The organism is Paraburkholderia antibiotica, from assembly GCF_012927125.1.
Taxonomy (GTDB): domain Bacteria; phylum Pseudomonadota; class Gammaproteobacteria; order Burkholderiales; family Burkholderiaceae; genus Paraburkholderia; species Paraburkholderia antibiotica.
Genome location: NZ_JABBFZ010000012.1, coordinates 153095 through 174890, shown reverse-complemented (window position 1 = coordinate 174890; position 21796 = coordinate 153095). Strand labels below are relative to the sequence as shown.

Genomic DNA, 21796 nt, shown 5'->3' with positions numbered 1-21796 from the left:
AGAAGGGCCGTGCCGTGGAATACCCGTTGTTTTTCACATTTGCTACGTCCCGCCGCCGGCAGAGTTTTCGGCTGGTTTTGCAACTGCCTTGACACCCTGCCCGATAACGGGACGCGTATTGTAGCACAGGCGGTTTGCGCCGCGAACCCTTGGCCGGCAAGCCGGTTCGGCGCCTGCCCGGCGCCGTTCGAAGCCCGCCGCGGCGATTGCCGCGGCTACGTCGTCGAATCTCAGGATCGCCGCGCCGCGTTACTGTGCCGGCCCGACCGGCGCACGCGTCACGGCCGCCGCATCTGGCACACCGTCGGCAGCACCGTACGCTCGGCCGGCAATGCCAGCACCGTGCGGAAGCCGTAACCGGAGCCTTCGTTATCGAAATGCACACCCGGCGTGCCCACCTTGTCCATCTCCATCACGTAGAGGGGCTGGATCAGTTGATGGTCGTCGGCGCGCATCCACGATGCGTGAAAACCGTTGTCGAAACGGATGCCTTCCAGCGCCTTCGCGACCGCGGTCGGATCGGCGCTGCCGGCACGATTCATCGCGGCGGCGAGCGTCTCGATCATCAGCGGCATGCGCAGCACCGGGTAGTCGTCCTGCGCGGCCGGAAAGCGCGCGCGAAACGCCGCATACCATGCGTCGGAGGCCGCGCCACCCACGTTCGGATGCCATTCGGCGACCGCGATCACGTGACCGACGCCCGCGTCGCCAAGCGCAGCCGGCGCGCCGAGGCTGTTGCCGTAGAACGTGTAGAACTTCGTGTCGAGCCCCTGCTCGCGCGCCGCCTTCACCAGCAGCGTCAGGTCGTTGCCCCAGTTACCGGTGATCACTGCGTCGGCACCGCTCGCGCGGATTTTCGCGATATAGGGCGCGAAGTCCTTCACGCGACCGATCGGATGAAATTCGTCGCCGACCACCGCGATGTCCGGGCGCTTCGCCGCCAGCGTCGAACGCGCGAGGCTGCTGACGTCGTGGCCGAAGCTGTAGTCCTGGTTCAGCAGATAGACCTTCTTCACCGCGCGATCACGCTGGATCACGTCCGCGAGCGCGGCCATCCGCATGCCGGCGTGCGCGTCGAAGCGGAAATGCCAGAAGCTGCAGTTCGCGTTGGTGAGGGCCGGATCGTCGGCCGAATAATTGAGGAACAGCTCGCGATTGCCCGGCTCGCGGCTGTTCTGCTTGTCGATCGCGCCGATCAGCGCAGCGGCGACCGCCGAGCTGTTGCCCTGCATGATGTAGCCGATATGGCGGTCGGCGGCCGCGCGTAGCTGGGTGAGCGCCTCCTCGGTGCTGCCCTTGCTGTCGAGCACGACGAGCTCGAACGGGTGCGCGCCGTCCGCGAGCTTCACGCCGCCGTGCGCATTGACCTGCTCGACGCCGAAGCGCAGATTGCGCTCGACCGCCGCGCCCGCGTTCGCGAACGGACCGGACATCCCTTCGATCAGCGCGAGCCGGATCGGCGTGCCGGTGGGTCGACCTGCCGACGCCGGGTTGGCCGCGGCCCCCGTCGCAGCGACCGCTGCCGCGCCCGCCGCCTGCACGACACTTGCGCTCATCGCCATCGAAATCGCCGTCAACGCCAGCGCCACCGTCCGTTGCCACATTGCCATCATCGCGTCCCGCCTGAATCTTCCGAAGCGCGGATCATAGGACGCCGCGCGGGGAATAGGCAAGCCGGCGCAGCCGTTATCGCTACAGACGCTCACGAGTGACGCGGGTCCCTCGCTCCATTCCCGCGCACGCATGCACACAGCGCGGCGCTTTTGCCGCAGCGCGTGTCAAAATGTTGTGTCTCGACGATAAAAACCGCTACTCGAACGCCATCGGAGGAATCCATGTCGAACCGCCCTCACCGCACGGCGGCCTCTCGCGTGACGCCCGCCAGCACCCGTCTGCGCCGCGCCGCGATGGTCTGCCTGAGCGTGCTCGCGCTCGCCGGCTGCGCACAGCCGTGGCAGCAATACCAACAGGGAGCGGACGCCTCGACGGTCGTCGCGCGCCTCGGTCCGCCGCGCGAAGTCTACGATCTGCCCGACGGCGGCAAGCGCCTGATGTGGCCGACCCAGCCAATGGGCGAAACCACCACCGCCGCCGACATCGACGCAGCCGGCAAGATCGTCAACGTACGCCAGGTACTGCAGCCCAATGAGTTCTATCGCGCCGAAATCGGCAAATGGACGCGCAGCGACGTGCTGGTGAACTTCGGCCGCCCGGTCGAAACCTCGTACTTCCCGCTGATGAAGCGCGAGGTCTGGACCTATCGCTATCTCGAAGACAACGTCTGGTACATGCTGTACAGCTTCTACTTCGACGACCAGGGCATCCTGCGAACCACGCAGAAAACGCCCGACCCGCTGCACGATCCGGATCGCCGCAGTCTGTTCTGAGCTGAGCGAGGTCTCGCGCCGCCGTCGCGTTGTTGGCACTCGCGCGGCGCGCGAAAACCGTCCCGCAAAAAAAGAAGCCCCGTGCCAATCCAGGCACGGGGCTTCTGCTTTAAAGACAAACGCCTGGAGCGCGCGCGGCGTTACACGCCTTCCGAGCGCTGCGGATTCAGCTTGCCCGCGTTCGAATGCAGTTTGTTGAGCGCCGAGATATACGCCTTCGCCGACGCCGCGACGATATCCGGATCCGTGCCCACACCGTTGACGATGCGTCCGCTCCTCGACAGCCGCACCGTCACCTCGCCCTGCGCCTGAGTACCGGTCGTGATCGCGTTGACCGAGTACAACAGCAGCTCGGAGCCGCTGCCCACTTCCGTTTCGATCGCGTTGAGCGTGGCGTCGACCGGACCGTTACCGCGCGCCTCGCCGGTGATCTCCTTGCCCTCGACCGAGAACACGACCTTCGCGTGCGGCTGCTCGCCGGTTTCCGAATGCTGCGACATCGACAGGAACTTGTAGTGTTCCTTCTCCTGCGCCTGCGCCGATTCCTCGTTGACGATCGCGATGATGTCTTCGTCGAAGATCTCGGCCTTGCGGTCCGCGAGCTCCTTGAAGCGCGCGAACGCGAGGTTGAGTTCGGCTTCGCTGTCGAGCGCGATGCCAAGTTCCTGCAGACGCTGCTTGAACGCGTTGCGCCCCGACAGCTTGCCGAGCACGATCTTGTTCGCGGCCCAGCCCACGTCTTCGGCGCGCATGATTTCGTAGGTGTCGCGCGCCTTCAGCACGCCGTCCTGATGGATGCCCGATGCGTGCGCGAACGCGTTCGCGCCGACCACCGCCTTGTTCGGCTGCACGACGAAACCGGTGATCTGCGACACCAGCTTCGACGCCGGCACGATCTGCGTCGTATCGAGACCGACGTCGAGACCGAAGTAATCCTTGCGGGTCTTCACCGCCATCACGATTTCTTCGAGCGACGTATTGCCCGCGCGCTCGCCAAGACCGTTGATCGTGCACTCGACCTGCCGCGCACCGCCGAGCTGCACGCCGGCGAGCGAATTCGCGACCGCCATGCCGAGGTCGTTATGGCAATGCACCGAGAACACCGCCTTGTGCGAGTTCGGAATGCGCTCGCGCAACGTCTTCACGAGCTGGCCATACAGTTCGGGCACGCCATAGCCGACCGTGTCCGCGATGTTGATCGTGGTCGCGCCCTCGGCGATCACCGCTTCGAGCACGCGACACAGAAAGTCCATGTCCGAGCGGCTGCCGTCTTCGGGGGAGAACTCGACGTCGTCGGTGAATTTGCGCGCGAAACGCACCGCGAGCTTCGCCTGCTCGAACACCTGCTCCGGCGTCATGCGCAACTTCTTCTCCATGTGCAGCGGCGAGGTCGCGATGAACGTATGGATGCGGAAGTGATCGGCCGGCTTCAGCGCGTCGGCGGCACGCTGGATGTCTTTATCGTTCGCACGCGCGAGCGAGCAGATCGTGCTGTCCTTCACGAGACCCGCGATCGTGTGGATCGCGTCGAAGTCGCCGTTCGAGCTGGCCGCGAAGCCGGCTTCGATCACGTCGACTTTCATCCGCTCGAGCTGCCGCGCGATGCGGATCTTCTCTTCCTTCGTCATCGATGCGCCGGGCGATTGCTCGCCGTCGCGCAAGGTGGTGTCGAAAATGATCAGTTTGTCGGACATGTCGGGCCTCCTCGGCAGTCGTTCGGATTGGGGGATCGGTATTGGTATTCGAAGATGGGCGCCGCCGCGGGCGAGTTTGCGCGATCGCGACCGAAACGGACGGCGGCCGGCAGCGCATCAAGGCGAGAACGATGGATGTCGCGGCGCAACGAACGCGCGTGACAATCAGACTCGATCGGCCACGCGCACGCACTGATCCGACGACTATAACGACATTCCAGCGGCCACGCAATGCACGCCCGGACGGCCTTCCGCGGTCGGCGCGGGGCGCGCAGGATCGCGCCTGAAGCCACGCTAGCGCCCATAAAAAACGGCAGCCCGAAGGCTGCCGTTTTTTATTTCTCGCGGCGACAAGGCGCCTCAACCGATGGCCAGAATCGTCAGCGATCGTGCGACATCGAACGAGCCGGATTGGCCCGGCCGCGCAGCGCCTGGTACGCCCAGAACACATAGCCCGACAGGCCGTACAGCACGAACAGGCCGAACAGCATCAGCGGCGGATCGGACGACACCAGCACGAACGCGACCACCACCAGCAGGATCACGCCGAACGGCACGCGATGCCGCACGTCGAGCGCCTTGCCGCTGTAGAACGGCGCGTTCGACACCATCGTCACGCCCGCATAAATGGTCAGCACGAACGCGACCCACGGTAGCCACACGAGCTTCAGCGGCACGCGGTTGTCGGTAGCGAGCCACACGAAACCGGCGATCAGCGCGGCCGCGGCCGGGCTCGGCATGCCCTGGAAGAAACGCTTGTCGACCACACCGATGTTGGTGTTGAAACGCGCGAGCCGCAGCGCCGCGCCCGAGCAGTAGACGAACGCCGCGAGCCAGCCCCAGCGGCCGAGATCCTTCAGGATCCACTCGTACATCACAAGCGCCGGCGCGACACCGAACGACACCATGTCCGACAGACTGTCGAACTGCTCGCCGAACGCGCTTTGCGTATGCGTCATACGCGCGACGCGGCCGTCCATGCCGTCGAGCACCATCGCCACGAAGATCGCGATCGCCGCGATCTCGAAGCGCACGTTCATCGCCTGCACGACGGCGAAGAAGCCGCAGAACAGCGCGGCCGTGGTGAAGGCGTTCGGCAGCAGATAGATGCCGCGCTTGCGCAGGAACTGCTGACGCTGCGCGCGCCGGCTGTCGGCGACCGGCGAATCGGTGACTACCGGCGGCTTGTTGCGGCGAAACGGCCGCGGCAGCGGTCCACTGCTGCGCGGTCGACGCGGTTTGAATGCGGCCATTCGGACAACCTCCTGTATGCCGCTTTACAGCTCGGCGAGGATCGTCGACGACGCCGAGACCTTCTCGCCGATCGACACACGCGGACGGCTGCCGACCGGCAGATACACGTCGACGCGCGAACCGAAGCGGATGAAGCCGTAGCGCTGACCGCGCGTGAGCGGCTCGCCGGCACGCACGTAGCAGAGAATGCGCCGCGCGATCAGACCGGCGATCTGCACCGACGTGACCGTCTGGCCGCCGGCCATTTCGATCACGACCGCATTGCGCTCGTTTTCGGTCGAGGCCTTGTCCACCGCCGCGTTCAGATAGGCGCCCGGGAAATACTCGACCTTCGAGATCGCGCCGTCGACCGGCGAGCGCTGCGAGTGCACGTTGAACACGTTCATGAACACGCTGATCTTCAGCGCCTCACGATTCGCATAAGGATCGTGCGCGGTTTCGACTGCGACGATGCGGCCGTCGGCCGGACACAGCACCGCGTTCGCCTGAGTCGGGATCGGCCGGGCCGGGTCGCGGAAGAACTGCACGACGAAGATCAGGAGCAGCCAGAAGATCCACGCAATGCCGAACCCCGCGAACGCGTGAACCAGTAATGCAACGACGGCCGCGATGGCGATGAACGGCCAGCCTTCTCGCGCGATGATCGGATGAGGGTAATTCATGGATGGCTTCTGTATTTTTGTAAAACCGTAGGATAGCAAAAGCCGCCCAGGGTTCAGCACCCTTGGACGGCTTTTTGACTGATCCGGCCGCCGCGCGAACGCACGGCGCCGGATTTCGTTGCGTCGAACCGCTTAGTTCTTCGACTGATCGACCAGCTTGTTCTTCGCGATCCACGGCATCATCGCGCGCAGCTTCGAGCCAACCTGCTCGATCTGGTGCTCGGCCGTCAGACGGCGACGCGACTGCAGCGTCGGTGCGCCAGCCTTGTTTTCGAGGATGAAGCTCTTCGCGTATTCGCCGGTCTGGATGTCGGTCAGCACGGCCTTCATCGCCTTCTTCGTTTCAGCCGTCACGATGCGCGGACCCGTCACGTACTCGCCGTACTCGGCGTTGTTCGAGATCGAGTAGTTCATGTTCGCGATGCCGCCTTCGTAGATCAGGTCGACGATCAGCTTCAGTTCGTGCAGGCACTCGAAGTACGCCATTTCCGGCGCGTAACCTGCTTCGACCAGCGTTTCGAAGCCAGCCTTGATCAGGTCGACGGTACCGCCGCACAGAACAGCCTGTTCGCCGAACAGGTCGGTTTCCGTTTCTTCGCGGAAGTTCGTTTCGATAATGCCGGCACGGCCGCCGCCGTTAGCTGCTGCGTACGACAGCGCGATGTCGCGCGCTGCGCCCGACTTGTCTTGTGCAACCGCGATCAGGTGCGGCACGCCGCCACCTTGCGAGTAGGTGCCGCGAACCGTGTGGCCCGGAGCCTTCGGCGCGATCATGATCACGTCCAGATCAGCGCGCGGGATCACCTGACCGTAGTGCACGTTGAAGCCGTGCGCGAATGCGAGGGCTGCGCCCTGCTTGATGTTCGCGTGGACTTCCTTCGCGTACACGTCGGCGATCTGCTCGTCCGGCAGCAGCATCATGACGACGTCCGCGCCCTTGACCGCTTCCGCGACTTCCTTCACTTGCAGGCCGGCGTTTTCAGCCTTGCTCCACGATGCGCCGCCCTTGCGCAGACCGACCGTGATGTTCACGCCGCTTTCCTTCAGGTTCAGCGCGTGCGCATGGCCTTGCGAGCCATAGCCGATGATGGTGACCTGCTTGCCCTTGATGAGGGAGAGATCGGCGTCCTTGTCGTAGAAAACTTTCATGTCGGTTCCTTAGGCTAAATTCAATTCAGAGAAATTCAGGTACTGCGAATGTGGGTGTTGCCGGCCGGGCGATACCGCGCTGCCCGGCCTCGAGATCGTGACGTCAGACCTTCAGAATACGCTCGCCGCGACCGATGCCCGAGCTGCCCGTGCGGACCGTTTCGAGAATCGCCGTGGAGTCGAGCCCCTCGATGAAGGCGTCGAGCTTGTCGCTCGCCCCCGTCAGTTCGATCGTGTAGGTCTTTTCGGTGACGTCGATGATGCGACCGCGGAAAATGTCCGACATCCGCTTCATCTCCTCACGTTCCTTGCCGACCGCCCTCACCTTGATCAGCATCAGCTCGCGTTCGATGTGGGCGCCCTCGGTAAGGTCGACCACTTTCACCACCTCGATCAGGCGGTTCAGATGCTTCGTGATCTGTTCGATCACGTCGTCCGAGCCAACGGAGACGATGGTCATGCGCGACAGCGAACGATCTTCGGTCGGAGCCACCGTCAAGGTTTCAATGTTGTAGCCGCGTGCGGAGAACAGACCCACCACGCGCGACAGCGCGCCCGGTTCGTTTTCCAGCAGAACGGAAATAATGTGTCTCATGTTTCGCTTCTTCCAGATGTTGTGTCGATGTCTGCGACCGGTTCCGCGCCGCTTCGTCCGCTGTCGCCCTTTTTGGGGACGCGCGCGACGAAGCCGACGCCGGGCTTAGCCCATGAACCGTCGTTATAGATCTTCCGAACCCATGAGCATCTCGGTGATGCCCTTGCCGGCCTGAACCATCGGCCAGACGTTTTCGGTCGGATCGGTCTGGAAGTCGAGAAACACGGTGCGATCTTTCAGGCGCAGCGCTTCCTTCAGCGCCGGTTCGACGTCGGCGGTGCGCTCGATGCGCATGCCCACGTGACCGTACGCTTCGGCGAGCTTCACGAAGTCAGGCAGCGCATCCATGTACGAATGCGAATAGCGCTTGCTGTATTCGATCTGCTGCCACTGGCGCACCATGCCCAGATAGCGGTTATTCAGCGAAATGATCTTGATCGGCAGGTCGTACTGCTTGCAGGTCGACAGCTCCTGGATGCACATCTGGATCGAGCCTTCGCCGGTGATACACAGCACGTCGTCGTCCGGATGCGCCATCTTCGCGCCCATCGCCGCCGGCAGGCCGAAGCCCATCGTGCCGAGGCCACCGGAATTGATCCAGCGACGCGGCTTGTTGAACTTGTAGAACTGCGCGGCCCACATCTGGTGCTGACCGACGTCGGAGCAGACGAACGCATTGCCGTCGGTCAACTCCCACGCCTTTTCGACCACGTACTGCGGCTTGATGATGTCGCTCTTGCGGTCGAACTTCAGGCAGTCTTTCGCGCGCCAGCCTTCGATGTCCTTCCACCAGTCGGCAAGCGCCGCGGTATCCGGGCCATGCTCGGCCGTCTGCAGTTGCTCGATCAGCTCCTTCAGCACTTCCTTCACGTCGCCGACGATCGGAATGTCGACCTTGACGCGCTTGGAAATGGAGGAAGGATCGATGTCGATATGGATGATCTTGCGCGGCCGCGACGCGAAGTGCGCGGGGTCGCCGATCACGCGGTCGTCGAAGCGCGCGCCGATCGCGATCAGCACGTCGCAGTGCTGCATCGCCATGTTGGCTTCGTACGTACCGTGCATGCCGAGCATGCCGAGGAATTTCTTGTCGCTCGAGCGATAGCCGCCCAGGCCCATCAGCGTGTTGGTGACCGGATAGCCGAGCAGATCGGCGAACTGGTTCAACTCGCGCGACGCATCCGCGAGGATGATGCCGCCGCCGGTGTAGATGTACGGGCGCTTCGCCGACAGCAGCAGCGATACAGCCTTACGGATCTGACCGGAGTGGCCCTTCGTGACCGGGTTGTACGAGCGCAGCGACACCGTCTTGAGCGGTTCGTACTGGCAAGGCGCTTTCGACACGTCCTTCGGAATGTCGATCAGCACCGGGCCGGGACGACCGGTACGGGCAATATAGAAAGCTTTCTTGACGGTGGCGGCGAGATCGCGCACGTCCTTCACGAGGAAGTTGTGCTTCACGCAGGGGCGCGTAATGCCGACCGTGTCGCATTCCTGGAAGGCGTCCTGACCGATCGCGGCAGTCGGCACCTGGCCGCTGATCACCACCATCGGGATCGAATCCATGTACGCGGTGGCGATGCCGGTCACCGCATTGGTGACGCCGGGGCCGGAGGTCACGAGACACACGCCGACCTTGCCGGTGGAACGTGCATAGGCGTCAGCCGCATGCACGGCAGCCTGTTCGTGGCGCACGAGCACGTGCTGGAATTTGTCCTGCTTGTACAGCTCGTCGTAAATGTAGAGTACCGAGCCGCCGGGATAGCCCCAGATGAATTCGACGTCTTCGTCGGCCAGTGCCTTCATGAGCACGGTGGCGCCGATAGAGTCTGCTTCGTGTGGGAGGGTCGTATCCGACGTGGAGAATTCCGCGCTGGGCATATTCATTGTTTGACCTTTCGAATTTTCGGCAAAAAATTGATCGGGTGCTCTCTGCCGGGCTCGTGACTCGGGTTCAAGCGGCGCGTCCAGTTGACAGGCGGGCTTCTTGGGCCGCACCTCAATTGAGACAACTCACTTATGTTGCGAACCAGCGAAGATAGCGGGAGACGCGCACGCGGTCAAGCAAATATTGCCTCGCGAGCGTCGGCGGAACGCGGAATCGGGCGGAACGACCAGAATTGTTATGCAAATGCAAGCTGACGCACGTTTCGCCCCTGTCGGTGCAAAAGTTTGTTAGCATCCGCGAGTTTTACGACATTTTTCGACCGATTACGCGCACGCTTGCTGCGCCGACCCCCAACGGATGGCATCAGACAAGGAACTCGCCGATTTTCTGGCGGGCGTCGAAAGGCGCGCGTTCAAGCAGACGGTCTACGCCGTGCGGGACGACGACGCGTCGCTCGATATCGTGCAGGACGCGATGATCAAGCTCGCCGAGAAATATGGCGACCGGCCCGCGGCCGAATTGCCGCTGCTGTTTCAGCGTATTCTGCAGAATGCGATGCACGACTATTTCCGTCGTGCGAAAGTACGCAACACGTGGGTCACGCTGTTCTCGTCGCTCGGCAATGCCGACGACGACGAATTCGACCCACTGGAAACCTTCGAGGCCGAATCAGGTTCGGCCGGCGCCGAGAGCAACGAACAGAAGCTCGAGCGCGAGCAGGTCCTGCAGTTGATCGACGACGAAATCCAGAAATTACCGGCACGTCAACGGGAGGCGTTTCTCATGCGTTATTGGGAGGATATGGATGTCGCCGAGACTGCCGCCGCAATGGGCTGCTCCGAAGGCAGCGTGAAAACGCACTGCTCCCGGGCCACCCACACGCTGGCGCAAGCGCTCAAGGCGAAAGGAATTACGCTATGAGCTCCCTTGAAAACAGAGAACTCGAGTTCGCCCGCCAGGTGCGCCGCGCGCTCGACGAAAACACCGCCGATCTCCCCCCCGCCACCGTCGACCGGCTCGCCGTGGCGCGCCGTGCCGCACTCGCGCGCAAGAAGCCCGAGGCCGTCAGCGCTCCGGTGTTCGTGCCGGCCTTCGCCGGCATGCCTGCCGGCATGGGAGGCCTGCCGCAAACCGAAGCGGGTCCGCGTCGCCGTTCGCCGCTGCGCCGCTTTGCGCTCGCGTGGCCGCTCGCCGCGCTGGTGGTGAGTCTGATCGGCATTGCGTACTGGGAAGATCACCAGCGCACCGCCGAACTCGCCGATATCGATGCCGCGATGCTTAGCGACGACCTGCCGCTCAATGCCTATCTCGACCACGGCTTCAACGCGTATCTTTCACGCGCCCACTGAGCGGGAGATTCTTCGGGTGAGCTATAAGCGCGGCCTCGCCGTTGTTTTCGGATGCACGATCGCGGCTCTGGTGTCGTTCGCCGCAACGTATCCGCGCTTTCATCCGGGCTCCGTGGCCACCCCGACGGCCGGTGGCGCCGCTGCCGCTCACGCCCCGGCACCCGCGCTGTCCGTCGAATTGCCCGATCTGCCGGGCAGCAACAGCCCGCTCGCGTGGACGCGCCTGAGTGCCGCCGAACATCTCGCGCTCGCCCCGTTCGAATCCCAATGGGACTCGTTTAGCGAGGAGCGCAAGCGCAAATGGATCAAGATCGCGTCGCGTTACGCGAAAATGTCGCCGGAAGCGCAAAAGCGCCTGCACGATCGCATGAGCGAATGGGCGCGCATGACCCCCGATCAGCGCCGCGTCGCGCGTGAAAACTATCAGGTTTCGAAGGAGTTGCCGCGCGAAGCCCGCCAGAACGCGTGGAAAGCGTACCAGCAGCTGCCGGAAGAACTGAAGGAGCGGCTTGCCGCGAGCGAGCACAGGCGCCGGCCGAGCGTCGTCAGCGCGCCGCCGTCGGGACGCAACGAACTCAAGGGCATCGACCGCCTCGTCAATGCGCGTGAGCATGGCGCAAGCGCGGCGGCAGTGGCGAACGCCGCGGCGCCCGCTTCGGCGCCGGACGCGGCCGCGTTGCCGTCGCCGCCTGCCATTCCCGCAGCCGGCAGCTTCGTGCCGGCCACGCCGGTGCCGGTGTCGCCGGCCGAGGCGCCGTCGATTTTCAACGGCTCCTGATCCCGCTTCTAATCCCCTTTCGTGTCCCAACCCCTCGCCACCCCGACCTTGCCCACCGCCACGCCAGGCGACACGACGCCCACCGTGCGGCGGCGGCTCGCGGCGCTGCTGTACGAGGCGGTCATCCTGTTCGGCGTCGTGTTTCTCGCCGGCTATCTGTTCAGCACACTGACGCAGCAGCGTAACGGACTCACGCATCACAACCTGCTCGCCGGCTGGATCGGCCTCGTGGTCGGCGTGTACTTCGTGTGGTTCTGGACCCACGGCGGCCAGACCCTGCCGATGAAAACCTGGCGGTTGCGGCTCGTCGCTGCCGATGGCGGACCGGTTTCCGTCGCGCGGGCGATCATTCGTTATGTGTTCGCGTGGTTCTGGTTTTTGCCGCCGCTCGCGGCGCATCCTTTGTTCGGGTTGCGTGTGCCGCAGACGCTTCTGATTGCCGGCGTCTGGTTCCTCCTGTGGGCTGCGACCGGGCGGTTTGATCCGCAGCGGCGGTTTTTGCATGATCGGTTGGCGGGGACTCAAGTCGTGGTGGTTTTGCGCTGAGGGCGCGCGGCCCGGTTTTTTCGTTGGTCTGGCTTTTTGGCTTTTCCTTGTTGTTCTGGCTTTTGTTGGCCTTTCCTTGATTTGCTTTCGGTCTATTAGCGTTGCCCCTGTGCGGGGCGGCACCTACTTTCTTTGCTTGCTGCAAAGAAAGTAGGCAAAGAAAGCAGCTTCAAACCGCAAGCTCTTAAGTGGGTCCCCTGGCTTGGAGGGGGTAGTGGTGCATCTGGAATCTGTGCCCCCGCACATTCGACGGTAGTGACAAAGCCGTCATGCTTCCCACTGCGCACTGCGTGCGTCGTGGACGGGTCTGCCTGGGAAACCAGTGGAGTTGGTTGCTCTGTGGGGGCCGTCGGCTTCGCCTCGGCCTGGTGACCTAAGAGACCGGTGGTTAGATCAAGGCCGTGCGTAGTGACACGCCAAAACAACCAATCGGTTAGACCGGGGCTTGCGCTTTGGCGACATGTCGGAAAGACCGATGGTTTGAGAGCAGAGTGTCGGCGCGCGCAGCGTCGCCGGAAGGATGACTGCCTTGTCACTAACGGGGAGTGTGCGAGATGACAGATTCCAGATGCACCACTACCGGTGGTTGACCGGGGTGCCCGCTTAAGAATTAGCGGTGTGAAGCTGCTTTCTTTGCCTACTTTCTTTGCAGCAAGCAAAGAAAGTAGGTGCCGCCCCGCACAGGGGCAACGCTAATAGACCGAAAGCAAATCAAGGAAAGGCCAACAAAGCCAGAACAACAAAAAAAGCCAAAAAGCCAGGCACAACGAAAAAACCACGCCCCGCGAAGGCCCCTTTAATAAGAACTTCTCATGACTGTCACGCCACAGTAACGCGCGCGCGGCCCAATACGGGCACCGCCACTCGACGCGTGAGCCATGGACCCCAAAACGTCCGCGACGTCCCTGTTCCGCCAGACCGGCCCGAGCGTCGACCCCGTCGCGTTCCGGCCCGCCCCCGGTTCCGCTCATCACGGCTTGCCGCTGCCAATCGCACCACCGCTCGACGCCCCCGCCGATCACCCCGACGACAGTCACGCCGACCCGCACCGCTATCGCACGATCTGGCTCTCCGACATCCACCTCGGATCGAGCGGCTGCCAGGCGGGCTATCTGCTCGACTTCCTGCGCCACAACGAATCGGAGTACCTGTACCTCGTCGGCGACATCATCGACGGTTGGCAGTTGAAGAAGGGCTGGTACTGGCCGCAGGCGCACAACGACGTCGTGCAGAAAGTGCTGCGCAAGGCGCGCAAAGGCACCCAGGTGATCTACGTGCCCGGTAATCACGACGAAGCCGCGCGCCAGTTCTGCGACCTCGCATTCGGCGACATCCACGTACGTGGCGAAGCGTTTCACACCACGCTCGCCGGCAAGCGGCTGTGGATCGTGCACGGCGATCTGTTCGACGGCGTGATCCAGCACGCGAAATGGCTCGCCTATCTCGGCGACACCCTCTACACGATGATCCTCGTGCTGAATCGCTGGTTCAACCGGATCCGCAGCAAGCTCGGCTTCCCGTACTGGTCGCTGTCGCAGTACCTGAAGCATCAGGTCAAGAACGCGGTGAACTTCATCTCGTCGTTCGAACGCGTGATGACCGACGAAGCGCGCCGCCGCGGCTGTGACGGCGTCGTCTGCGGACACATCCACAAAGCCGAGATGCGCGAGATCGACGGCGTGCTCTATTGCAACGACGGCGACTGGGTCGAGAGCCTGTCGGCACTCGTCGAGACCTACGAAGGCGAACTCAAGGTGATCTACTGGACCGCGCTGCGCGCGCCGCAAGCAGACGCACAAAAAGCCCGAGCCACCACCTGATTACCGTCGGCCGCTTCCACCCTCCACTTCCACAGGGCCCGCAGCGATGAACAAAGCGATGAAGATCATGATCGTCACCGACGCATGGGAGCCGCAGGTCAACGGCGTCGTGCGCACGCTCAAGAACACCCGGCGCGAACTCGGCGCGCTCGGCCATCAGGTCGATCTGCTGACGCCGCTCGAATTCAAAACGGTGCCTTGCCCGACCTATCCGGAGATCCGTCTGTCGTTGTTCCCGCGCCGCAAGCTGCACGCGCGCATCGACAAGTTCGCGCCCGACGCGTTGCATATCGCCACCGAAGGTCCACTCGGGATGGCCGCGCGCGCGTACGCGCTGCAACACAAGCTGCCGTTCACGACCGCGTATCACACGCGCTTTCCCGAGTATGTGCAGGCGCGCTTCCGGATTCCGCTCGCGGCGACCTACAAGTTTCTGCACTGGTTCCACAAGCCGTCGCTCGCGGTGATGGCGCCGACTCCCGTGGTCAAACACGACCTCGAAAAATTCGGCTTTACGAACGTGGTGCTGTGGACGCGCGGCGTCGATCTGGAAATCTTCCGGCCGATGGACTCGAAGGTGCTCAACACCGCGCGGCCGATCTTCCTGTACGTCGGGCGCGTCGCGGTCGAGAAAAACGTCGAGGCATTTTTGCAACTCGATCTGCCCGGCTCGAAGTGGGTCGCCGGCGAAGGTCCGGCGCTCGCCGAACTGAAGTCGCGTTATCCGGAGGTCAACTATCTCGGCGTGCTGTCGCAGGCCGAACTCGCGAAGGTCTATGCGGCCGCCGACGTGTTCGTGTTTCCGAGCCGCACCGATACCTTTGGGCTGGTGTTGCTCGAAGCGCTCGCGTGCGGCACGCCGGTGGCCGCCTATCCGGTCACCGGCCCGATCGATGTGCTCGGCGACGGCGGCGCGGGTGCGATGCACGAGGATCTGCGCGAGGCCTGCCTCGAAGCGCTGAAGATCGATCGCGCGCATGCACGCGCGTGGGCCGAGCGCTTCTCGTGGGCGGCGGCGTCCGCGCAGTTCGCCGCGCATCTGAAGCCGCTGAGCGGCGCGACGTATCGCGAGGAAAGCGCGGCCGCGTGATGCGGCGCGCGCGAAGCCTCCCATGCGAAGCAGCCGATCCAGCGCCGGGCCCGCATCGAACGCCGCGTTGCGGGCCATCGAGGCCGCGCGCGAAACCACCGGCATCGAACCGTTCGACGACGTGCGCGAACCGGACGCGCCCGAGCATGCCGATGCGATACAGCGTGTGAACGGAGGAGCGGGTGTGAGTGACGTCGATGCCGCACGTGGTGCCCACGTGTCGAACACGGTAAATGGCAGAAACAACGCGCACACCACGCGCATTCCTGCCGGCAACACCTCCGCCCCGCAGCACACCGCGCCCCATAACAACGCACACGACGCCCCGCACGAACCGCTCAGTCCCGACGATCCGCTCGCGCCGCTGCCGTTCAATCCGTACAAGGGCAACCGCGGTCTCACGCGCGCGTGGCACGCGATGAAAAATTCGCTGGCCGGCTTTCGCGTCGCGATTCGCGAGGAAAGCGCGTTTCGTCAGGAACTGACACTCGCCGCGATCCTGATTCCATGCGGGCTGATCGTGCCCGTCGATCCGGTTTCGCGCGTGCTGCTGCTCGGCTCGGTGCTGCTGGTGCTGATCGTCGAGTTGCTCAACTCGAGCGTCGAAGCCGCGATCGACCGGATCTCGCTCGAACGCCACGAGTTGTCGCGGCGCGCGAAAGACCTCGGTAGCGCGGCCGTAATGGTCGCGCTCGGCATGTGTCTGATGACGTGGATCGTGATCGTCGGGCCGCTCGTGGTCGGCTGGATTCGCGCGTGGCTTTGAGCTTCGATGCAGGCTGAATCGATCGCCTCCAGGATCGCCTCCAATTCAGCGCCAAACCGTCCCATAGAATGAAAATCCGCGCAGGCGGTTGGGTATTAGAACGCTCGGTTTATAATCGTTTGACAGTCCCACGGGAAAGCGTCGGCGCACACGCAGCACTGCCCCGCACTCTCCTGTCCTTTCGAGGGGCCTGCCGCGTGGCGGCGGGTTCGGGAGCGCTCAATATACCAACCGCATCCGGGTGGAACACGCAATAGCGGCTTGCCGCCATGCGCCCAGCCCGGCATAACCAGGGCCGGACGACATGGAAGCCAAACCTCCCCGCCGCACGCGCGAACGGATTCTCGAACTGTCGTTGAAGCTGTTCAACGAAATCGGCGAGCCGAACGTCACGACGACGACGATCGCCGAGGAAATGGAAATCAGTCCAGGCAACCTGTACTACCACTTCCGCAACAAAGACGACATCATCAACAGCATCTTCAGCCAGTTCGAGCAGGAGATCGAGAAGCGTCTGCGTTTCCCCGACGACCATCGCGCGACCATCGACGAAATGTGGTCGTATCTGCAGTACATGGTCGATTTCACATGGCGCTACCGCTTCCTGTATCGCGACCTGAACGACCTGCTCGCGCGCAATCGCACGCTCGAGACGCACTTCAAGCAGATCATCAGCCACAAGGTGCGTTTCGCGAGCCAGTTCTGCGAGCAGCTCGTCGCCGACGGCGAAATGGTCGCGACGCCGCAGGAGTTGCAGGTGATCGCGACCAACGTCGGCGTGATCGGCACGTACTGGCTGTCGTACCAGTTCGTGATGAACCCGCGCAAATACAACGAGCAGGAAGCGATCCGCGACGAACTGCATCAGGTGAGCGTGCAGATCGTGTCGCTGATGGCGCCTTATCTGCGCGGCCGCTCGCGACAGATCTTCGACGACCTCGTGTCGGGCAAGCTGCCCAAGCGCGAGTTCTACGACTACCTGCCGCCGCGCGAAGGCGCGCCTCGCAACGAATCGAAGGACGTTTGAACAATGAAGTCGGTGTGTGTGTATTGCGGCTCCTCGATGGGAGCCAACCCGGTTTATGCGGAAGCGGCGCGCGCGTTCGGCCGCGCACTGGTTAAAGCCGATCTCGCGTTGATCTACGGCGGCGGCAAGGTCGGCCTGATGGGCGTGATCGCCGACACCGTGATGGCCGAAGGCGGCCGCGCGATCGGCGTGATTCCCGAGTTGCTGGTCGACAAGGAAGTCGGCCATAACGGCCTGACCGAGCTGCACGTGGTGCCCGACATGCATCATCGCAAGAAGATGATGGCCGAACTGTCCGATGCGTTCGTCGCGATGCCGGGCGGTGCGGGCACGCTCGAAGAGCTGTTCGAGGTGTTCACGTGGGCCCAGCTCGGCTACCACGGCAAACCGGTGGCACTCCTGAATACCGGCAATTTCTATGAGCCGCTGATCCGTCTGCTGCAACACACGGTCGACGAAGGCTTCATGAGCAAGACCTATCTCGACATGCTGCAGATCGACGCCGATCCGCTCGCACTGCTCGGCAAGCTGCAACGCTACCAGCCGCCGGTGCGCGACAAGTGGACCGCGGTGCAGAGCAGCGCGGTCTGAACCTCGGCCGGCCCACACGCGTTTGCCCCCACACGATGAGGTTGCGATGACGAAAGCAGTTCTGATCACCGGCGGCAGCCGCGGCATCGGCCGCGCGAGTGCACGCCTGCTCGGCGCGCGCGGCTGGTGCGTCGGCGTGAACTACGTGCGTGACCTCGCGGCCGCGCAGCAGACCGTCGCCGAAGTCGAACGCGCGGGTGGCCGCGCGGTGGCGATCGCCGGCGACGTCGCCAGCGAAGCCGACGTGATCGCGATGTTCGATACGCTGCAGCAGAACTTCGGCCGCGTCGATGCGCTCGTCAACAACGCCGGCATCGTCGCGCCGTCGAGCCAGCTCGCCGACATGACGTTCGACCGCCTGAAGCACATGTTCGACGTCAACGTGCTCGGCGCCTACCTGTGCGCGCGCGAAGCGGCGCGGCGCATGTCGACACAGCGCGGCGGCGCGGGCGGCGTGATCGTCAATCTGTCGTCGGCGGCGGCACGACTCGGTTCGCCGAACGAATACGTCGACTACGCAGGCTCGAAAGGCGCGATCGACACGATGACGCTCGGCCTCGCGAAAGAACTCGGCCCGCAGGGTGTGCGCGTGAACGCGATCCGGCCAGGCCTGATCGATACCGAGATTCACGCGAGCGGCGGCAAGCCCGATCGCGCCGCCCAGCTCGGCGCGACCACGCCGCTCGGCCGCCCCGGCAGCGCGGACGAAGTGGCCGAGGCGGTCGTCTGGCTGTTGAGCGATGCGGCCTCCTACGTGACCGGCGCAGTGCTCGACGTCGCCGGCGGTCGCTAGGCGGCGCCAGCGCGCCGCTCGAATCGGGCGCGGCCCCTTGCGGTCGCGCTTCTGTCTTTCCTGCCTTTCCTCGTTCCGCCCCGCCCTCTCTACTACGAATTTCCGTTGCTTCGACGTCCCGCTGACGTCCAGCCGGCGCGGCCGCGTCGGCATCGCGCGACGCTCGCTCCAAACCTGTAATCTTCAGTAATAAACTGGCGCTACAATCGTTCAGCGCGCCTGCATCCGGCCGGCGACGCCTACAAGAAACATAAGTGCGTAGCCAACGCCGCCGCGTACGCTGAACAGAGATTTCCATGCGAGACAAGCAGCCCGCGCACTGGCGCGCGGACCACGCGATAGCGACGGCCACCACCTCGGCCACGTCTCCCGCTGGCGCGCCGGCGCCTCACGCGTCCGACACCGCCAACGCGTCTGATACCGCATCCGCCGACGCCTCGACCGGCCGCGGCGCGCGCGGTCTGCAGCGCTGGCGCGCACTCGCGGCGATCCGTCCGCTGCGCTGGCTCGTCGCGCTGGCGATCCTGTGCGCATGGCTGCTGCCCGGCATCCTCGGCCACGAACCGTGGAAACAGGACGAGACCTACACGTTCGGCATCATCCAGCACATGCTCGATACCGGCGACTTCGTCGTGCCGACCAACGCCGGCCAGCCGTTCGTCGAGAAGCCGCCGATCTACGACTGGGTCGCCACCTGTCTCGCGTGGATGCTGGGCCGCTACCTGCCGCTGCACGACGCGGCACGGCTCGCGAGCGCGCTGTTCGCCGGCCTGACGGTCTACTACACCGCACGCGTCGCACGCCGCGCGGTCGATGCGTCGAGCTGGTTCGACCTGCGCGTGATCGGCACGCTCGCGCTGTTCGGCGGCACGCTCGTCGTCGTCAAACACGCGCACGACATGATGACAGACGTCGCGCTGATGGCAGGCGCGGCGCTCGGCTTCTGCGGGCTGTTCGAACTGGTGCTCGCGCATCTGCGCGACGACTCGCAGACCACACGTCCGGTCCGCACGCAGGCCGTGCAATCAACGCCAACCGCCGGTGCGCGCGAGCGCCGCCACGCGATTCTCAGCGGTGCGGCGATGCTCGGCGCGGGCATCGGCGTGTCGCTGCTGGCAAAGGGCCTGTTCGTGCCGCTCGTGTTCGGCGCGACGATCTGCGCCGCGCTCGCGCTCTACCCCGCCTGCCGCAGCCGCAGCTTCTCGGGCGCGCTCGGCGTCGCCGTGCTCGTTTGCGCGCCGTTCGCGCTGATCTGGCCGATCTGCTTTTACCTGCGCTCCGAGTCGCTCTTCAAGGTGTGGCTGTGGGATAACAACATCGGACGTTTCTTCGGTTTCTCGGTGGCCCAGCTCGGCTCCGAAAACGAGAGCCGCCTGTTCGTGCTGCGTGCCGCACTGAGCGTCGGCTTCCCGGTCGTGCCGTTGGCGCTGGCCGCGCTCGTGGGCGGCGCGTGGCGGCGCTGGCGCGATCCGCGCATCGCGTTGCCGGTGCTGTTCGCGGGGATCGGCTTCGCGGTACTACAAAGCTCGGCGACGGTGCGCGAGCTGTATATCCTGCCGTTCATCGCGCCGCTCGCGCTGGTCGCGATGGCCGGCGTCGAACGACTACCCACGCGCGTCGCCACCGGCTGGGACATGACGAGCCGCGTGCTGTTCGGCAGCACGGCCGCGCTCACGTGGCTCATCTGGTCGATCATGACGAGCCCCGCCGGCACGCACGCGTCGCTGCATCGGCTCGGCCGCTGGCTACCGCTCGACTGGGTCCTGCCGATCCAGCCGGTGATGATCGTTGGCGCGCTGCTGTTGACGCTCGGCTGGCTGTGGCTGCTGCCATCGTTCAAGTACGCGGGCAAATGGCGCGGCGCGCTCAGCTGGTGCGCAGGCGCGATGCTCGCATGGGGACTCGTCAGCACACTGCTGCTGCCGTGGCTCGATTACGCGAAGAGCTACCGCTCGGTGTTCACGAATCTCGGCGCACAGATGAACATCGAATGGAATGACGGCGACTGTATGGCCAGCGTCGGACTCGGCGAATCCGAAGCGCCGATGCTCTACTACTACACCGGCATCGAGCATCAGCCGAGCGAGGACCCGCGCACCACGGCCTGCACGTGGTTGATCGAGGAAAGCCGCCGCGACAACGCCAAACCGCCGGCCGGCGAATGGCGACTGTTCTGGTCCGGCGCACGGCCGGGCGATTCGGATGAGCTGTTGCGCGTGTTTGTGCGCACGCCGGCAGCGGGCACGATCAGCGGCGACGATTGAGCGGAGCGACGGAATCTAATATCGCGCGGGCGAGCGGTCATTTACGCGCGAGGCGTTCGCCTCGCTTCGGAGCGACGCCGCAACGACGCTCAGAACGACGACCCCGGCTCGCGCAGAAACACAGCCTCCTCATCGCTCGATGCCCGCCCGAGCACCCCATTGCGATGCGGAAAGCGTCCAAACCGCTCGATCACTTTCGCGTGCCGCAGCGCGTACTGGTAATAGCCTTCGCCGCCCGGCTCCGCCGCGAGCTGTTTGAACAGGCGCAGCGACTCGTGCTGACCGGCGAGCGTTTCATCGTGCTCGAACGGCAGATAGGCAAACGCGCGATGCTGCACGTCCGGCAACAGCCGATCGGCGCCACTCGCGATCATCCGTTGCGCGGTATGCAGCGCCTTGCGATCCGACGCGAAGGCGCGCGGCGTGTTGCGATGGCAGTTGCGCGAGAACTGGTCGAGCACGATCACGAGCGCGAGCGCGCCTAACGGCGTGGCCTGCCACGCGTCGAGTTCGTCCGCGTTGGCCGCGTCGATCAGGTCGCCGAAACGTTCGCGCAGCATCGCGTCGGTGGCATCGCTGCGGGCGAACCAGAGCTTGCGCTCGCGGCCATGCTCCGGCGAACCCGGCGCGCCGAACCAGCAGTCGAGCACGTCGCGCGCGCGTGATGGCAGCGCGGCGTAGTCGGCCGTGAACGAATACGGCGCGGCGGGCGGCGGCTGGTCAGCCATTGCGGTTGCGCATCCAGTCCGCGGTTTCGAAGAACGAGCCGAGCAGGCGCTCGCGCAGTGGTTCCGCGAGGCCGATGTCCTCCATCGCCCACGCCATGCAACGCAGCCACTGATCGCGCTCGCTCGACGCGATCGCGAACGGCAGATGCCGCGCGCGCAGACGCGGATGACCGAAGCGGCTGATGTAGTGATCGGGGCCGCCGAGCCAGCCGCACAGGAACCAGAACAGCTTGTCGCGCGAGCCGTCGAGCGAGTCCGGATGCAGCGCGCGAATCCCGGCGAAATCCGCTTCGAGATCCATCAGGTCGTAAAACCGGTCGACCAGTTCGCGCACGCGCGCCTCGCCGCCCACCAGGTCGAAGGCCGTCGGCTTGTCCGTGGCCGCTTCGTCGTTCAGATCGCTCATACCCTGCTC

The 21796-nt window shown here is 64.4% G+C and carries 21 protein-coding genes; 12 read left to right on the top strand and 9 right to left on the bottom strand.

Translation table 11 applies throughout. The annotated features are described in order from the left end of the window. Nucleotides 1-278: 278 nt before the first annotated feature. Nucleotides 279-1613 carry a branched-chain amino acid ABC transporter substrate-binding protein gene (locus HHL14_RS20000; RefSeq protein WP_169499347.1) on the bottom strand — a complete coding sequence of 445 codons (1335 nt, stop codon included), beginning with the start codon at nucleotides 1611-1613 and terminating at the stop codon, nucleotides 279-281. A gap of 222 nt (nucleotides 1614-1835) precedes the next feature. Between HHL14_RS20000 and HHL14_RS19995 the strand changes: the two genes are divergently transcribed. Continuing rightward, nucleotides 1836-2387 carry a hypothetical protein gene (locus tag HHL14_RS19995; protein WP_169499346.1) on the top strand — a complete coding sequence of 184 codons (552 nt, stop codon included), beginning with the start codon at nucleotides 1836-1838 and terminating at the stop codon, nucleotides 2385-2387. Between the two features lie 140 nt (nucleotides 2388-2527). On the opposite strand, the gene HHL14_RS19990 is transcribed toward HHL14_RS19995, so the two are convergent. The 6 genes from HHL14_RS19990 to HHL14_RS19965 all read right to left on the bottom strand — a co-directional run bounded on the left by HHL14_RS19990 (nucleotide 2528) and on the right by HHL14_RS19965 (nucleotide 9628). Further along, nucleotides 2528-4081 carry a 2-isopropylmalate synthase gene (locus HHL14_RS19990; protein WP_169499345.1) on the bottom strand — a complete coding sequence of 518 codons (1554 nt, stop codon included), beginning with the start codon at nucleotides 4079-4081 and terminating at the stop codon, nucleotides 2528-2530. A 380-nt stretch (nucleotides 4082-4461) separates the two neighbouring features. Next, nucleotides 4462-5334 carry a CDP-diacylglycerol--serine O-phosphatidyltransferase gene (gene pssA, locus HHL14_RS19985; RefSeq protein WP_169499344.1) on the bottom strand — a complete coding sequence of 291 codons (873 nt, stop codon included), beginning with the start codon at nucleotides 5332-5334 and terminating at the stop codon, nucleotides 4462-4464. Between the two features lie 24 nt (nucleotides 5335-5358). Next, on the bottom strand, nucleotides 5359-5997 hold the full coding sequence (locus HHL14_RS19980) for a phosphatidylserine decarboxylase (RefSeq protein ID WP_169499343.1): 639 nt from the start codon (nucleotides 5995-5997) through the stop codon (nucleotides 5359-5361). A 132-nt stretch (nucleotides 5998-6129) separates the two neighbouring features. Continuing rightward, nucleotides 6130-7146 carry a ketol-acid reductoisomerase gene (gene ilvC, locus HHL14_RS19975; protein WP_075296448.1) on the bottom strand — a complete coding sequence of 339 codons (1017 nt, stop codon included), beginning with the start codon at nucleotides 7144-7146 and terminating at the stop codon, nucleotides 6130-6132. A gap of 103 nt (nucleotides 7147-7249) precedes the next feature. Next, nucleotides 7250-7741 (bottom strand): acetolactate synthase small subunit, encoded by a 492-nt coding sequence (gene ilvN, locus HHL14_RS19970; protein WP_008920618.1) that lies wholly within the window; start codon nucleotides 7739-7741, stop codon nucleotides 7250-7252. A 123-nt stretch (nucleotides 7742-7864) separates the two neighbouring features. Then, nucleotides 7865-9628, bottom strand: a complete 1764-nt coding sequence (locus HHL14_RS19965) for an acetolactate synthase 3 catalytic subunit (RefSeq protein ID WP_169499342.1) — start codon at nucleotides 9626-9628, stop codon at nucleotides 7865-7867. Nucleotides 9629-9986: 358 nt separating this feature from the next. Between HHL14_RS19965 and HHL14_RS19960 the strand changes: the two genes are divergently transcribed. From HHL14_RS19960 to HHL14_RS19910, 11 genes are all read left to right on the top strand, one after another. Then, the gene (locus HHL14_RS19960) at nucleotides 9987-10550 is read left to right on the top strand and encodes an RNA polymerase sigma factor (protein WP_169499341.1); all 564 of its coding nucleotides are present in this window, start codon (nucleotides 9987-9989) and stop codon (nucleotides 10548-10550) included. Further along, entirely contained in the window at nucleotides 10547-10978 is a 432-nt protein-coding gene (locus HHL14_RS19955) for a DUF3619 family protein (protein WP_169499340.1), read from the top strand. The genes HHL14_RS19960 and HHL14_RS19955 overlap by 4 nt, the downstream gene beginning before the upstream one ends. 16 nt (nucleotides 10979-10994) lie before the next feature. Further along, a complete protein-coding gene (locus HHL14_RS19950; protein WP_169499339.1) occupies nucleotides 10995-11756 on the top strand; it encodes a DUF3106 domain-containing protein in 762 nt (253 codons plus the stop codon). A gap of 21 nt (nucleotides 11757-11777) precedes the next feature. Further along, complete coding sequence (locus HHL14_RS19945; protein ID WP_169499338.1) at nucleotides 11778-12302, top strand: RDD family protein; 525 nt, start codon at nucleotides 11778-11780, stop codon at nucleotides 12300-12302. Nucleotides 12303-13180: 878 nt separating this feature from the next. Beyond that, nucleotides 13181-14122 (top strand): UDP-2,3-diacylglucosamine diphosphatase, encoded by a 942-nt coding sequence (locus tag HHL14_RS19940; RefSeq protein ID WP_169499337.1) that lies wholly within the window; start codon nucleotides 13181-13183, stop codon nucleotides 14120-14122. A gap of 58 nt (nucleotides 14123-14180) precedes the next feature. Further along, a complete protein-coding gene (locus HHL14_RS19935; RefSeq protein WP_169499397.1) occupies nucleotides 14181-15212 on the top strand; it encodes a glycosyltransferase family 4 protein in 1032 nt (343 codons plus the stop codon). Between the two features lie 22 nt (nucleotides 15213-15234). Beyond that, nucleotides 15235-15978 (top strand): diacylglycerol kinase, encoded by a 744-nt coding sequence (locus HHL14_RS19930; protein WP_169499336.1) that lies wholly within the window; start codon nucleotides 15235-15237, stop codon nucleotides 15976-15978. Nucleotides 15979-16282: 304 nt separating this feature from the next. Then, nucleotides 16283-17005: a TetR/AcrR family transcriptional regulator gene (locus HHL14_RS19925; RefSeq protein ID WP_169499335.1), complete on the top strand. Its 723-nt coding sequence runs from the start codon at nucleotides 16283-16285 to the stop codon at nucleotides 17003-17005. Nucleotides 17006-17008: 3 nt separating this feature from the next. Beyond that, nucleotides 17009-17596, top strand: a complete 588-nt coding sequence (locus HHL14_RS19920) for an LOG family protein (protein ID WP_169499334.1) — start codon at nucleotides 17009-17011, stop codon at nucleotides 17594-17596. Between the two features lie 46 nt (nucleotides 17597-17642). After that, nucleotides 17643-18389 carry an SDR family oxidoreductase gene (locus HHL14_RS19915; protein WP_169499333.1) on the top strand — a complete coding sequence of 249 codons (747 nt, stop codon included), beginning with the start codon at nucleotides 17643-17645 and terminating at the stop codon, nucleotides 18387-18389. 296 nt (nucleotides 18390-18685) lie between these two features. Then, nucleotides 18686-20653 carry an ArnT family glycosyltransferase gene (locus HHL14_RS19910; protein ID WP_169499332.1) on the top strand — a complete coding sequence of 656 codons (1968 nt, stop codon included), beginning with the start codon at nucleotides 18686-18688 and terminating at the stop codon, nucleotides 20651-20653. Between the two features lie 89 nt (nucleotides 20654-20742). Here the strand turns inward: HHL14_RS19910 and HHL14_RS19905 are convergent, their stop codons facing one another. Beyond that, nucleotides 20743-21381 carry a DUF924 family protein gene (locus tag HHL14_RS19905; protein ID WP_169499331.1) on the bottom strand — a complete coding sequence of 213 codons (639 nt, stop codon included), beginning with the start codon at nucleotides 21379-21381 and terminating at the stop codon, nucleotides 20743-20745. Next, the gene (locus HHL14_RS19900) at nucleotides 21374-21787 is read right to left on the bottom strand and encodes a group II truncated hemoglobin (protein ID WP_169499330.1); all 414 of its coding nucleotides are present in this window, start codon (nucleotides 21785-21787) and stop codon (nucleotides 21374-21376) included. The genes HHL14_RS19905 and HHL14_RS19900 overlap by 8 nt, the downstream gene beginning before the upstream one ends. Nucleotides 21788-21796 lie beyond the last annotated feature (9 nt).